This is a genomic window from Paenibacillus sp. RC21, assembly GCF_044907935.1.
Lineage (GTDB): Bacteria > Bacillota > Bacilli > Paenibacillales > Paenibacillaceae > Paenibacillus > Paenibacillus terrae_A.
The window spans coordinates 319687-333543 of the sequence record NZ_JBIYCS010000005.1 but is presented as its reverse complement, the minus strand read 5'-3'; the positions used below and the strand labels follow the sequence as shown (position 1 = coordinate 333543).

At 46.2% G+C, this 13857-nt stretch carries 13 protein-coding genes and 1 pseudogene; 13 read left to right on the top strand and 1 reads right to left on the bottom strand.

From position 1 onward, the window contains the following. Positions 1-57 precede the first annotated feature (57 nt). Positions 58-1638, top strand: a complete 1581-nt coding sequence (locus ABIA61_RS18620) for a peptide chain release factor 3 (protein WP_044648542.1) — start codon at positions 58-60, stop codon at positions 1636-1638. A 146-nt stretch (positions 1639-1784) separates the two neighbouring features. Here ABIA61_RS18620 and ABIA61_RS18615 read toward each other — a convergent pair whose 3' ends face one another. Next, positions 1785-2018: a small acid-soluble spore protein SspI gene (locus ABIA61_RS18615; protein WP_044648543.1), complete on the bottom strand. Its 234-nt coding sequence runs from the start codon at positions 2016-2018 to the stop codon at positions 1785-1787. 160 nt (positions 2019-2178) lie between these two features. Here ABIA61_RS18615 and ABIA61_RS18610 point away from each other — a divergent pair. The 12 genes and pseudogenes from ABIA61_RS18610 to ABIA61_RS18555 form a co-directional block, all read left to right on the top strand. After that, positions 2179-2844 (top strand): annotated as a pseudogene (locus tag ABIA61_RS18610) (potassium channel family protein); the annotation flags it as partial. 40 nt (positions 2845-2884) lie between these two features. Beyond that, complete coding sequence (locus ABIA61_RS18605) at positions 2885-3673, top strand: TrmH family RNA methyltransferase (protein ID WP_404519512.1); 789 nt, start codon at positions 2885-2887, stop codon at positions 3671-3673. Positions 3674-3904: 231 nt separating this feature from the next. Then, a complete protein-coding gene (locus ABIA61_RS18600; protein WP_404519513.1) occupies positions 3905-5344 on the top strand; it encodes a 6-phospho-beta-glucosidase in 1440 nt (479 codons plus the stop codon). Between the two features lie 274 nt (positions 5345-5618). After that, complete coding sequence (gene licT, locus ABIA61_RS18595) at positions 5619-6449, top strand: BglG family transcription antiterminator LicT (RefSeq protein ID WP_404519515.1); 831 nt, start codon at positions 5619-5621, stop codon at positions 6447-6449. A gap of 251 nt (positions 6450-6700) precedes the next feature. Then, the gene (locus ABIA61_RS18590; RefSeq protein WP_404519516.1) at positions 6701-8575 is read left to right on the top strand and encodes a beta-glucoside-specific PTS transporter subunit IIABC; all 1875 of its coding nucleotides are present in this window, start codon (positions 6701-6703) and stop codon (positions 8573-8575) included. Between the two features lie 283 nt (positions 8576-8858). After that, the gene (locus ABIA61_RS18585) at positions 8859-9464 is read left to right on the top strand and encodes a bifunctional transcriptional activator/DNA repair enzyme AdaA (RefSeq protein WP_283653224.1); all 606 of its coding nucleotides are present in this window, start codon (positions 8859-8861) and stop codon (positions 9462-9464) included. Next, positions 9445-9960, top strand: coding sequence for a methylated-DNA--[protein]-cysteine S-methyltransferase (locus tag ABIA61_RS18580; RefSeq protein ID WP_404519517.1), 516 nt, complete (start codon positions 9445-9447; stop codon positions 9958-9960). The genes ABIA61_RS18585 and ABIA61_RS18580 overlap by 20 nt, the downstream gene beginning before the upstream one ends. 2 nt (positions 9961-9962) lie before the next feature. After that, positions 9963-10781, top strand: coding sequence for an SPL family radical SAM protein (locus ABIA61_RS18575; protein ID WP_404581115.1), 819 nt, complete (start codon positions 9963-9965; stop codon positions 10779-10781). Between the two features lie 71 nt (positions 10782-10852). Beyond that, complete coding sequence (locus ABIA61_RS18570; RefSeq protein WP_404581114.1) at positions 10853-11470, top strand: DNA-3-methyladenine glycosylase family protein; 618 nt, start codon at positions 10853-10855, stop codon at positions 11468-11470. Between the two features lie 19 nt (positions 11471-11489). Next, positions 11490-12179, top strand: a complete 690-nt coding sequence (locus tag ABIA61_RS18565; RefSeq protein WP_404519520.1) for a DNA alkylation repair protein — start codon at positions 11490-11492, stop codon at positions 12177-12179. 70 nt (positions 12180-12249) lie between these two features. Beyond that, positions 12250-13302 carry a response regulator gene (locus ABIA61_RS18560; RefSeq protein WP_404581113.1) on the top strand — a complete coding sequence of 351 codons (1053 nt, stop codon included), beginning with the start codon at positions 12250-12252 and terminating at the stop codon, positions 13300-13302. Next, on the top strand, positions 13278-13844 hold the full coding sequence (locus ABIA61_RS18555) for a helix-turn-helix transcriptional regulator (RefSeq protein ID WP_404581112.1): 567 nt from the start codon (positions 13278-13280) through the stop codon (positions 13842-13844). Before ABIA61_RS18560 ends, ABIA61_RS18555 begins: the two co-directional genes overlap by 25 nt. Positions 13845-13857 lie beyond the last annotated feature (13 nt).

Sequence of the window (13857 nt, the reverse complement as noted above, 5' to 3'; positions counted from 1 at the left end):
TTTTATGAATAGCTTGAGCAGGAACGCAATGGATTTGATCATGAAGGGATATGTGAAATGAGTAAAACACTGGATATACTTCAACAGGAAGTCGACAAACGGCGCACGTTTGCGATTATTTCTCACCCGGATGCGGGGAAAACGACACTGACGGAGAAGCTGCTGCTGTTCGGGGGCGCGATTCGTCTTGCCGGTTCAGTTAAAGCGCGTAAGGCAAGCAAGCACGCCACGAGTGACTGGATGGAGATTGAAAAGCAGCGGGGAATTTCGGTCACATCCTCAGTTATGCAATTTGATTATAATGGGCATCGCATTAACATTCTGGACACCCCAGGTCACCAGGATTTTAGTGAAGACACTTATCGTACATTAACAGCAGCGGATAGCGCAGTCATGCTGATTGATGTAGCGAAGGGTGTGGAAGCGCAAACGATTAAGCTGTTTCAGGTTTGTGCCAAGCGTGGCATTCCGATTTTCACCTTCATTAACAAGCTGGACCGTGAGGGACGCAGTCCTTTTGATCTGATGGAGGAGCTGGAGCAGGTGCTCGGCATCCGTTCGGTGCCTATGAACTGGCCAATTGGTACAGGACGTGAGTTGTGTGGTGTCTATGACCGTGTCAAAAATCAGGTCGAGCTGTTTCAGGGAGACGACCATTCCACGATCAAGGTACAAAAAGTGGAGGGTTACAATGATCCAATCATTCGCGAAATGGCGGGTGAATATTTGCATGACCAATTGTGTCAGGATCTGGAGTTACTCGATGTTGCGGGTGACCCTTTTGACATGGAGAAAGTACAGCGCGGGGAATTAACGCCTGTATTCTTCGGTAGTGCGATTAATAACTTTGGAGTTCAAACGTTTTTGGAAAACTTTCTTCAGCTTGCCCCTAAGCCGGAGCCGCGTCACAGTACAGCGGGGGAAATCGAGCCGACGAACGAGAAATTTACCGGCTATGTATTTAAAATTCAAGCAAACATGAACCCGGCTCACCGTGACCGCATCGCATTCCTGCGTATTGTGTCTGGTAAGTTCCAACGGGGGATGAGTGTTAAGCATGTACGGATGGGCAAGGAGATTAAGTTGTCCCAACCACAGCAGTTTCTCGCGCAGGACCGCGATATTGTCGAGGAAGCTTTCCCGGGCGATATTATCGGCTTGTTTGATCCGGGTATTTTTCGTATTGGGGATTCCCTTAGTCAAGGTGGAGAGGTTGTATTTGATGAGTTGCCAACCTTCTCGCCTGAGATTTTTGCCAAGGTAACGGTGAAAAATGCCTTGAAGCACAAGCAGTATTTGAAGGGTATTGACCAGTTGACCGAGGAAGGTATGATTCAGGTGTTCCGTACGGTAAGCTTTGACGATACGTTGCTGGGCGTTGTCGGTCAACTGCAATTTGAAGTATTTGAGTACCGCATGAAGGGTGAATATGGAGTTGATGTACAGCTTCAGCGTATGCCATTCCAGTTTGCACGCTGGATTGTGGATGATCAGATTGATCCAAGCAAATTCCGTATTAACTCTACGTTGGTGAAGGACAAGAAGGGCAATTATGTTGCCTTGTTCGAAAATGAGTATGCGATGCGGACAGCTATAGAGAAAAATCCTACAGCTAAGTTTTTGGAGATGGCTCCATAAGATTAGGATTTGATAAGCAGGACAGGAATGAAAATTGTTATTTGATCTGTACAACGAATAGTCCACTCGGTGTTACGGCGAGTGGACTATTCTCGTATACGGCCAGTAGGATGAAGCAGGATTGAACAAAAGTTTGAATATAGGACTTAGGTTAGCGGGACGGGCTTGATTTTATCAAGCTGCTCATGTGCCAGGTGGACAAACTCTTGTTGCTGGGTCTGGTTCATGTGCTTCCATGCCACCTCAAGAATGACACCCAATCCGGGCAAAGCGGCCTCTGGTCCATCCACTGACCCGATAATCATATCGGTAAGATCAGCTTCTGATTTGCCGTGAACTTTGTGAACAATGGCTTGTCGTAAATCCAGTGTAATGGGCATGTGTACCTCCCGTATGTTTGTAATCGTTGTCGGATGTATTATGGCTTGGGCTGCTGCCCGGTATACATGAAGAAGCATTTGGCATAAGCATGCCAAATTTATGTTTTTGGCGGGTTATGCTATACTATGACGGACAGTATGGTGATCGGGAGGTAAGGAAGGAATGGCTAAGAAGCAGTATGCGGTAATCGGTATGGGTCGTTTTGGCTCCAGTGTTGCCACTGCATTGAGCGAAATGGGTTTTGACGTGCTGGCGATTGATTCGGACGAGCAGCGCACACAGGAAATGTCGAATATTGTGACACATGCAGTATCTGCCGATTCGACGGATGAGGAAGCGTTACGAGCACTTGGCATCCGTAATTTTGATGTCATTGTGGTGGCGATTGGCGAAGATATACAGGCAAGTATATTGACGACATTAATCCTCAAGGATATGGGGGTGCCAGCTCTGATCGTAAAAGCGCAAAATGAATTGCACGGGAAAGTGCTGCAAAAAATAGGCGCGGATAAGGTGGTTTATCCTGAGCGGGACATGGGGTTACGAGTAGCCCATCATTTGACGTCCCCGAATATTCTGGATTATATTGAGCTGTCCAAGGATTATAGTATTCTGGAGATAAAAGCCGCAGATTCCATGATAGGAAAAAATTTGAAGGAACTTGATATACGCGCTCGTTTTGGCTGTAACGTGATGGCGATTCGCCGAGATCAGGAAATGAATATCTCCCCTTATGCTGAAGATCGGCTGGAGACGGGGGATGTGCTTGTTATTGTAGGCCACAAGGATGATTTAACCAAGCTGGAGCTAGCTTTTGCAGTGTGATGATAAATCATTTATTTATAAAGGAACGGACGGATAACGAATGGAAATCATTTCACCAAACAATACACGTGTAAAAGAATGGGCACAACTGCTGGAAAAAAAGCATCGCACCCGGCAGCATAAATATATCGTCGAGGGCATTCATCTGGTGCAGGAAGCGCTGCGTTCGAACGCGGTTGTCGAAAGCGTTGCCTATGATTTGGACAAGGGCATTCCTGCCGAGTTGAATGGCCTGGACCAAGCAGACCAGCCGGTGGAATGGGTTCCCGTGTCGGCGGCGGTCATTGCCAAATGCACCGATACGAAGACACCGCAGTCCGTTTTTGCTATCGTGCACAAGGAGGAGCGCGGCGCATTCCCGGCGTTGCTGGAGCAGCCGGATGCGCTGGTGATGGTGCTGGACGGGGTACAGGACCCCGGCAATGTAGGCACCATCATCCGTAGTTCCGACGCCGCCGGAGCCGCAGGCGTCATTCTGGGTCACGGCTGCGCCGACCTGTACAACCCGAAGACGATCCGCTCTACGATGGGATCGTTTTTTCACCTGCCCGTGATTGAGGGCAGTCTGGAGGAGCTTTTGCCACAGGCTAAAAGCAAAGGTGCCCGACTGATCAGCACCTCGCTGGACGCAAGTCTGTCGTGCTATGCCGTTGATTTGCGTGTTTCTACTTGGTTTGTGATTGGGAACGAAGGCCAAGGTATTTCCGCTGCTACCGCACGTATGGTGGATGAATCGGTGTTCATCCCGATGCAGGGGCAGGCGGAATCGCTGAACGCAGCGATGGCCTCCACGGTGCTGCTTTTTGAGGCGATGAGACAGCGAAACTAGTGGAAATAACTATATATTTGTCGATTGTAGCATCAAATCAATTTGACAGGCTTCCAAATCTTTGTTAGAGTTTCAATCAAATACGTATAACCTTTTCATGGGATGTTACCGTTAGGGCATAACCTGAACCGGCTTGTCTACACTACACGTGTATCTGGGCTAGTTTGGGTTTTTTTATTTCTCCAACCCCTTTCGGCTTTCCCCCATCACACATTTGGAAGGAGAACGTTTATGTCCAGCTTTATTTTTCCGAAAGACTTTTTATGGGGTGGTGCTCTTGCTGCCAATCAGGCCGAGGGTGCTTATCTGGAAGACGGCAAAGGATTGAGCCTGGTGGATCTGTTGCCGACTGGAGAGAAAAGAAGAAGTATCATGCAGGGGAATGTTCCCTCGCTCATTCCGCTCGAAGGCGAATTCTATCCTTCTCACGGAGCGATTGATTTTTACCATCGCTATCGCGAGGATATTGCGTTATTTGCGGAAATGGGTTTCAAGGCGCTGCGTGTTTCCATTGCTTGGGCCCGTATTTTCCCAACGGGAGAAGACGCCACGCCGAATGAAGCCGGGTTACAATTTTACGATGATCTGTTCGACGAATTGCTTAAACATGGCATCCAGCCAGTGGTTACCCTCGCTCATTTTGACGTACCGGTAAATCTGATTGATAAATACGGCAGCTGGCGAAGCCGAAAACTGGTTGCTTTGTTTGAAACATATGCCAAAACAGTATTCGCCCGTTACAAAGATAAAGTGAAATATTGGATGACGTTCAACGAAATTAACATGCTGCTCCATTTGCCGTTTATTGGTGCCGGGCTTGTATTTCAAGAAGGTGAAAACGTCAAACAAATTCAGTATCAGGCTGCACATCACCAGCTTGTTGCAAGTGCATTGGCTGTAAAAGCGTGCCACGAGATCATTCCAGACGCCAAGATTGGCTGTATGCTGGCTGCCGGCAGCTTCTATCCGTATACGTGTAATCCCGAAGATGTTTATCAAGGAATGGAAAAAGACCGCGAGTCCTACTTCTTCATTGACGTGCAGTCACGCGGGGAATATCCTGGTTATGCGAAGCGCTTCTTCAAGGATCATGGACTCTCCATCGAGATGGAACCGGACGACGCGGACATTTTGAAGCATCATACCGTTGACTATATCGGATTCAGTTATTATTCTAGCCGGACGACCAGCACAGACCCGGAAGTTGTCAAAAACATGACGAGCGGCAATGTGTTTGGCTCCGTATCCAACCCGTATCTGGACAAGTCCGATTGGGGCTGGACGATTGATCCGAAGGGGTTCCGTATCACGGCAAACCAATTGCACGACCGCTACCAAAAGCCTCTGTTTGTGGTGGAAAACGGCTTTGGTGCCAACGACGTGGTTTCTCCTGAAGGAGAAGTCAACGACGATTACCGGATCGACTATTTGAAGCGGCATATTGCGGAAATGGGCGAGGCTCTTCAGGATGGGGTTGAGATTATCGGTTATACGAGTTGGGGTCCTATTGACATCGTCAGCGCTTCCTCTGGAGAGATGAAAAAACGCTACGGCTATATTTATGTGGACCGGGATAACGAAGGCAACGGCTCGCTGAACCGGATTAAAAAGAAAAGCTTCCACTGGTACAAAAACGTAATTCATTCCGATGGCGAGAATCTGGGAGAGTAACGTCCCACAAGAAAATAGATCGGACATCCCGTAAGTATGGGGATGTCCGGTCTTCGTTTCTTGGTTGAAAGCGTTGACAATCGACCCTCTTCGGGCTATACTTGACGCAATTCCATCATTTTTAGGATTGTTACTGCATAGGCAGGCAAAACCTAAGCCACGAATAAGCGGATATTACAGTCTTGTTTATTTGTTGAGCTTTGGTTTTTTCTGTTTGTCAGAAACAGGATGGAATAGGTGTGGCTCTTGCTGGCATATGGAACGGGGGATCGAGATGAAAATAGCAAAGGTCATCAACAATAATGTAATTAGTGTCTACCAGACGGACGGTACAGAACTCGTGGTGATGGGCCGCGGGGTTGCTTTTAAGAAAAAGCCTGGAGAAAAAGTAGATGAAACCAGAATTCAGAAAGTATTTGCCCTGAAAAACAAGCAGACGTCCGACAACTTCAAAATGCTGCTGCGTGAGGTTCCGCTGGAACTGATTGTGATTGTGGAAGAGATCATTAATGATGCCAAGCATAATTTAAACAAAAAGCTGAACGAAAATATTTATGTTTCCTTGACTGACCACATCAATTTCGCCGTTGAAAGATACCAGGAAGGATTGGAGATCAAAAACGCGTTATTGTGGGAAGTCAAGCAGTTGTACAAAGAAGAATTTGCGATCGGTCTGAAAACGCTAGAACAAATTAAACAAAAGCTCGATATTGAACTGCCTGTGGACGAAGCGGCTTTTATCGCGATTCACATCGTGAATGCCGAAATGAACGAGGAAGTTATCACCACAATGAGTATTACAAAATTTATGCAGCAAATTATCAATATTGCAAAATATCATTTTAAGGTCGATTTTGACGAGGACTCTCTGAGTTATTTCCGCTTTATTACGCATCTGAAATTTTTCGCCCAGCGTGTGTTTAAGGGGAATCACTACGAAAACAACTACGATCATTTGTATGACATGATCAAGGAAAAGCACAGAGACGCGGCTGCTTGCACGGAGAAAATCGGAGCTTTTGTGGAAAAAGAATACAACCACGAATTGACGAACGAAGAAAAGCTGTATCTGACCGTGCATATTGAGCGGGTGGTTAACAGATAAGCTGGATTTTTCCTGCAAACAGGATAGAGAATATATGGGTAAATATTTTTATTGACAGATATGGTTGATTAATTATATTATGAGAACAACAGGAATTTAATACAGCTTTAACTGGGATTGTTACTGGTTATGCAGGCAAAACCTAAGTCATGAAAAATTGCGGGACAAAAAGCGCCCACCATTTTTCAAGGCTTAGGTTTTTTGTGTGCCTAAATACGTAAAATGCCCATTAGAACATGGAGGTGTCTAGCATGAGTTATGAAAAATTGGCTAAGGAAATTGTTGACCTGGTAGGTGGTGAAAAAAATGTGGTATCCCTCGTACACTGTGCCACCCGCTTGCGTTTTGTGCTAAAGGACGAGGCGAAAGCGGACAAAGAAAAACTGGAAAAAACCGATGGGATCATCACGGTTAAGCAGAGCGGTGGTCAGTTTCAGGTCGTAGTCGGTAACAAAGTACCGGAAGTATACAGTGCTATCAGCAAGGTATCCAACATTTTGGACGAGTCCAAAAAAGATGAAAAACCTGCTAAAGCCAACAAAGGCTTCGGTGCCATTATAGACGTTGTTTCCAGTATTTTTGCACCGCTACTCGGAGTCATGGCGGGAGCCGGTATTCTGAAAGGCCTGCTGCTTATTGCCAGCAACGCTGGATGGCTGACACCAAAGGACACTACCTACATTATTTTGCTGGCTGCCGCGGATAGTCTGTTTTATTTTCTGCCCCTCCTGTTAGCGGTTACAACGGCCCGGAAATTTGAAGGTAACATCTTCGTTGCCCTGACGATTGCCGGAGGATTGCTTTACCCGTCCATCGTCACGTTGAAAACGGAAGGTACACCTACTGACTTTTTCGGTATTCCAATTGTCATGATGAGTTATTCGTCTACGGTTATTCCCATTATTATTGCTATCATTGTCATGAGCAAGCTGGAAAAATGGTGTAACCGGTTGATCCATGAAAGCGTCAAAAATTTTATTACGCCATTGATCCTGCTCGTGATTATGCTTCCTCTGACTTTGATCGTGTTTGGTCCATTCGGGGTCTACGTGGGCAACGGTATCGCAACTGGACTCATTGCCGCGTTCGGCTTCAGCCCGTTGTTGGCTGGCGCAATCATGGGTGCTTGCTGGCAAATTCTCGTTATTTTCGGCGTCCATTGGGGTCTCGTACCTGTATTTATTAATAACATTGCTGTGAACGGAAGAGACGGAATCAAACCTTCCGCTGCGGCTTCCATCTTCGCTCAAACCGGTGCTGCGTTTGGTGTCATGCTTAAAACAAAAAATAAAAAGTTGAAGACCTTGGCGGGTTCCGCTACGCTTACCGCATTGTTCGGTATCACAGAACCAGCCGTATATGGAGTCACGCTTCCGCTGAAACGTCCGTTTATTGCAGGTATTATCGGCGGTGCTATCGGTGGTGCAATTATCGGCCAAGCGGGAACGCAAGCATTCGCTTCCGGCGCGCCGGGACTGCTGACCTTGCCCATCTTCTACGGCCCCGGCGGACAAGGCTTCCCGGGACTGATTTTAGGAATTTCGGTATCGTTTCTGGTTTCAGCCATTCTGACTTATATTTTAGGGTTTGAAGATCCGGTTGAAGCGGAAGAATCACCCGAAAATTCGACTAAAGAACCAGTTCATACAACAGATGTTTCTAACGAAGAGGTATTTAGTCCGATTGAAGGAACCGTTGTCTCCCTCTCGGAAGTTCCCGATCCCGCATTTGCGTCGGAGGCTATGGGTAAAGGCGTCGCCATCGAACCGACATCGGGCAAAGTTGTAGCCCCTTTCGACGGGACGATTACCGTGGCGTTCAAGAAAAAACATGCGCTTGCGGTTGTTTCGCCCCAAGGCGCAGAAATTCTGATTCATGTGGGAGTAGACACGGTTAGGCTGGACGGTAAACATTTTATCTCCCATATCAAAGAAGGCGACCAGGTAAAAGCGGGGGACCTTCTGCTCGAATTTGACGTTGAGCAGATCAGGGCAGAAGGCTACCCTACGATTACGCCGATTATCGTTACGAATTCTTCCGCTTATTCAGAAATCCTTCCAACCACCAAAGGACAGGTGCAGATGCAGGACCCACTGTTAAAACTGTTCGGCGGTACGAATGAGTAAGAGGGAATTGCCTGAATACGTCTGTTGAATAACCAGAATAAGTGATTTAGTGAGTTGAACAAGCCGCTCTTTTCGGGGTTAGTAGGATACAAACCTATAACCGAAGAGGCGGCTTTGCGTATTATCAGGTTAGCTGGTTTTTATGAATAGGTGGCTCCGATGGAGTCATCTTTTTTCGTTATCTTGCCTTTACATTCCAAGAGGGGTACATATGTTCACTGTTTGGTTTATAATTTAAACATAGATATGTGGGAGGCTACATCGCAAATGAGAGGTGAATGTAATGAAGAAATCCGAGTTGCCCATAACTAGCGAGAAGTGGAAAGCTATTGTGGAGAACGACAAGTCTTATGATGGTGAATTTTTTTATGCTGTGAGGACAACAGGAATATTTTGTCGCCCCTCCTGCAAATCCCGCCCTCCCAAAAGAGAAAACATCCGCTTATTCAAAACAGCAGAACAGGCTTTAGCGGAGCATTTTCGACCATGCAAAAGGTGTAAACCGACGGGGCAACGCTTGCCTGATCATGAATGGATTGCGTTGGTTACAGAGTATGTGGATTCTAACTATAAGGAAAATTTAACGCTGCACTTGCTTGCAGAAATGAGTCATGGGAGCCCTTACCATTTACATCGTACCTTCAAGCGGGTCATGGATATAACCCCGATGGAATATATACAGCAAACCAGATTGGAACAAGCCAAGCAACAGCTAATGAACTCGGATAAGTCAGTTGCGGAAGTAGGGGAGAGCGTAGGTCTGTCCAATACCCCTTACTTTTCTACGTTATTTAAAAAGAATACAGGCTACACGCCTTTGCAATATCGCCACCTTAAATCAGAAAAATTACAAAATGGAGGTATACATCATGTTAACCCAAACCCCTAAAACGATCTATTGGTCATTGTTAACCCATGAAGATTGGAATTTATATATTGCAGCTACACCGGATGGATTATGTTATGTAGGCTCACCCGATAAACCTTTAGAGGAATTGGCTTTGTGGGCAGGAAGCCGATTTCCTGGCAGTCCATTGGTTGAAGATGATGAGGTCTTGCAGCCCTATGCCACAGAACTAATGGAATACTTTCAAGGGAAACGCACAAGTTTTACCGTTCCTTTTGACTTTCGGGGGACTGCGTTTCAAATGGCGGTCTGGAACGCGCTGTGTGGCATTCCGTATGGAGAGACACAATCCTACTCAGACATTGCCCACGCTATCCAAAAGCCTGCCTCTGTTCGGGCGGTGGGGGCTGCAATCGGTGCTAACCCGATTCTGGTCACCGTCCCATGCCATCGGGTCATCGGCAAAAATGGTGCTTTAACCGGATATCGCGGTGGTTTGGACATGAAAGTAAAGCTTTTGCAGCTTGAAAGAGGTTAACAATGGAAGCACATCATATATACAAATCCCCCAATACCCTTCTGAATAAAGGAACAGGCTTCTTGTCCGGGTATACGCACTCGCTAAATCCGTATACAGGCTGCACATTTGGTTGCTCGTATTGCTATGTGCGCCAAATGCCAGTCTCCACGTTCCGTAAGGAAGCTTGGGGAACATGGGTTGATATTAAAAAGCAGGCGGCAGATATTCTTCGCAAGGAGCTTCGGCGGGCCAAATCCAGGGGGAAAGTCACTATTTTTATGTCTTCCAGCACAGATCCTTATCAACCTGTCGAGTACAAGGAAGAAGTGACCCGTTCACTGCTGGAGGTGATGGTGGAAGATCCGCCGGATTTCCTGTTTGTACAGACTCGCAGTCCGCTTGTACGGCGGGATATCGACCTGTTGCTCCAACTAGAGGATCGCGTACGGGTGAGCATGACGGTAGAAACAGACCTCGAAGATATACGCAAACATTTTACGCCGGATGCGCCCCCTATTCAGGCCCGTTTCAAGACGCTGCAACTGTTAAAAGAGGCAGGAGTACCGACGCAAACCACAATCGCTCCGATGCTTCCAAGTAGCGAACATTTTGCGGACAAGCTTTTGCCACTGGTCAACCGTATCTGTATTGATGATTATTTTATGGGAGACGGCAGTGGAGGAAGGCGTACACGAAGCTTAAATATCGGTGCGCTGTACGAGCCGTTAGGGCTGGAGGATTGGTATCATCCGGCTGCCTACAAGGCGGTCTACGAACAATTTCGCAACGTTTTTCCTGAAGAACAGCTTTTTGTGAGCCGTGAAGGATTTGAGCCCTGAGTTTGGAATAGACCTCATTCCAATGGAATGTGGGTGGGACAGTATAAGGGTTTTAGAGGGGGAAGTTGAGTTTGCAAACTGTGATCACGAGAAATTTTGACTATGGGGAGAAGGAAATCAATTATCTGAAAAATGTGGATACCGTACTCGGTACAGCAATGACGCAAATGGGCAAGGTTGAACGAGTGATTATTCCCGATCTGTTCGCTGCGCTTGTTCATGCGATTGTGGGACAGCTTATTTCTGCCAAGGCGGTTCAAACCATATGGGCAAGAATGCAGGAGAAGCTGGGTGCGATGAATTCGGAAAATATAGCGACCCAGTCGGTTGAAGCTATTCAAAGCTGTGGTATAACGATGAAAAAGGCGGCTTGTATCCTGAATATAGCCCAAACGATAGAGCAGGGTTTGTTGGATTTGCAGGAATTATATGAACTCTCCGATACACAAGTGATTCAAAAACTGTCCTCGCTGCATGGGATAGGTCCGTGGACGGCTGAAATGATGCTGATTAATTCCATGGAACGTCCGGATGTCGTCAGTTGGGGCGATATAGCTATTCGGCGGGGGATGATGAAGCTGTACAATCTGGATACACTTACCAGGGAGCAATTCGAGGAGTACTGTCGAGTCTATTCGCCTTATGGTTCGGTGGCCTCTATTTATTTATGGAGTATTTCATTTCGTTAAGGATCAGGGAGTGGGAATTGTGAAAACAACAATCAGAGAACAAATACTATTATATGTCGATTCAGATTTTCAAAAATTTACGGCGGCATTGCTTCCGAATATTGATAATGTGCTGGGCGTACGTCTGCCGGTACTACGTAAGCTGGCTCAGGATATTGCCAAGGGCGATTGGCATCTCTACCTTGAAACCGCTGAAAGTGAACATTTCGAAGAAGTAATGCTACAAGGTATGGTGATTGGCTATGTGAAAGCAGATATAGAGGAAGTTTTGGGCTACGTCGCCAGTTTTATTCCTAAAATTGATAATTGGTCAGTGTGTGACAGCTTCTGCGCCGGATTAAAATGTACGAAAAATCATAAGGAACGGGTATGGGACTTTATCCAGCCGTATCTGTCATCCAGAAAAGAATATGAAATTCGGTTTGGAGTGGTCATCCTTCTGAATTTTTATATTGAGGAAGAGTATATCATCCGGGTACTGCAATGGATGGATCAAACCCACCGTGAGGATTATTATGTACAAATGGCGGTCGCATGGGCAATATCTATCTGTTATATCAAGCTGCCTGAGATGACGATGAATTACTTGAAAAACAATACACTGGATGATTTTACGTTCAATAAAGCTTTGCAAAAGATCACGGAATCATACCGGGTGGATCAGGAAACGAAAACAACCATTCGCAGTATGAAGCGAAAAAGAAATTAGGATTGGACCCCACCTGTAAGTGTTATACTGAAAAAAACATGCGTGTATGAAAACGACAGGAGGGGAGTCAGTGAATTCGATCCCGCTGGGAGTGCTTGTTGTAGATGATGAAACTAGACAGCGTCGAGGGTTGGCTGCCATGGTCAGGGATTTACGTCCCGAATACGAGGTATGGGAAGCCAAGAACGGGAAAGATGCTCTGACCATTTCGTTGTCCAAACCGATCCAGATCGTTTTTACAGATATTCAAATGCCGATTATGAATGGACTTGAATATCTCCAACAATTGAGAACATCCGGTCAGCATGAGACCAAAGTTATTTTAGTGACAGTCTACCAGGAATTTAGCTATGCACAGCAGGCGGTGCGGTACGGGGCGAATGATTATTTGGTGAAACCCGTGCAATCGCAGAAGCTAATTGAAGTGATTCAACACATGGAAAAGGTAATTGTACAAGAACAGGAAGCACTCAGCGAAAATCGAACGGCGTTGAACCAGATCGAGCAGAGTATGCCTGCATTTTTGGAGCATTTGTTTAGCAAATGGGTGACAGACAAGTTACAGGCTCACGAGAAAAGCCTGTTAAAGAGTCACTTTGGATGGCAGGGGCTAGGAGAGGTTCTCGCGTTGGGAGCATCTGCCTCCCGCCCGGAGGATATTCATGAGTGGGATTCCCTACTCCGTAATACGGTTGCTGAAATATTGCGGCCTTGGGCGTCATCTGTCGTGTTTCCACTCGAATCCCATAAAGAGCATGTGGTCGCAGTTGTAAATTGGAAGGACAGGGTTGAAGGTAAGGAGGCCAAAAGTGCACTTCAAGTTGGACTGGAAAAGATGGGGCAGCAGCAATCTATTTCGATCTGGTCTGCTTGGGGTCAACCTTTTGATTTTGATGAGATGCAAATAAGCCAATCTCTCGAAAAGGCCGTTCGCCTCATCTCCATGCGTTTTTATACCCCTCACATCAGATGTTTGGACCTTGTCGTTTCAGATGATGAACAGCCGGTACAGGAAATGAGCGCACACGAACAAATGACCAATTTGAAATTTATTGAAAGCGCTATCTCGAATGAAGAGACCGATCAGCTATTGGATAGGTGCAACATTTCATTGGACGAATGACGCAAGGGTATCCTGCACCTGAAGCGCTTAAAACGAAATTGATACAGCTCCTATTGGTTAGTTTACAAAGGTTAAATATAGGGTGGAGTGAAGAATTTTACTCGCGTCATTCGGAGCAGATGAACAAAGCTGTCTTGGAAGCCACATGTCTTCAGGACCTCCAGGATCGTGTTGCATCATGGCTTAAAGAACTGATCCTTGAGCTTCATAGCGGTTCCAAAGGCGAACCCATTATGAAAAAGTGCAAGGAATTTCTGGACACGCACCTACATGAAGACCTAAGTCTGGAGATTGTGGCCCGGCGCTTCCACTATAATGCGTCCTATTTTAGTATTCTGTTCAAAAATTATTTTGGACTCTCGTTCACAGAATATATGGTGAAGCTCAGGATGCAAAAGGCTCAGCACTTACTGCTGCATACAGACGCCAAGGTCGTAGAAATTAGTAGACAGGTTGGTTATAAAGATATCAAGTATTTTTTTAAAGTTTTCAAAAAAAACGTAATGCATACACCGGAAGAATTTCGTAGGAAATTTAATTGATCGTTAGGGGAAA

Excerpts from the sequence above, each read along its gene's own strand:
- ABIA61_RS18620 (WP_044648542.1), top strand. The coding sequence starts at position 58 with ATGAGTAAAACACTGGATATACTTCAACAGGAAGTCGACAAACGGCGC.
- ABIA61_RS18615 (WP_044648543.1), bottom strand. The coding sequence starts at position 2,018 with ATGCCCATTACACTGGATTTACGACAAGCCATTGTTCACAAAGTTCAC.
- ABIA61_RS18605 (WP_404519512.1), top strand. The coding sequence starts at position 2,885 with ATGGAAATCATTTCACCAAACAATACACGTGTAAAAGAATGGGCACAA.
- ABIA61_RS18600 (WP_404519513.1), top strand. The coding sequence starts at position 3,905 with ATGTCCAGCTTTATTTTTCCGAAAGACTTTTTATGGGGTGGTGCTCTT.
- licT (WP_404519515.1), top strand. The coding sequence starts at position 5,619 with ATGAAAATAGCAAAGGTCATCAACAATAATGTAATTAGTGTCTACCAG.
- ABIA61_RS18590 (WP_404519516.1), top strand. The coding sequence starts at position 6,701 with ATGAGTTATGAAAAATTGGCTAAGGAAATTGTTGACCTGGTAGGTGGT.
- ABIA61_RS18585 (WP_283653224.1), top strand. The coding sequence starts at position 8,859 with ATGAAGAAATCCGAGTTGCCCATAACTAGCGAGAAGTGGAAAGCTATT.
- ABIA61_RS18580 (WP_404519517.1), top strand. The coding sequence starts at position 9,445 with ATGTTAACCCAAACCCCTAAAACGATCTATTGGTCATTGTTAACCCAT.
- ABIA61_RS18575 (WP_404581115.1), top strand. The coding sequence starts at position 9,963 with ATGGAAGCACATCATATATACAAATCCCCCAATACCCTTCTGAATAAA.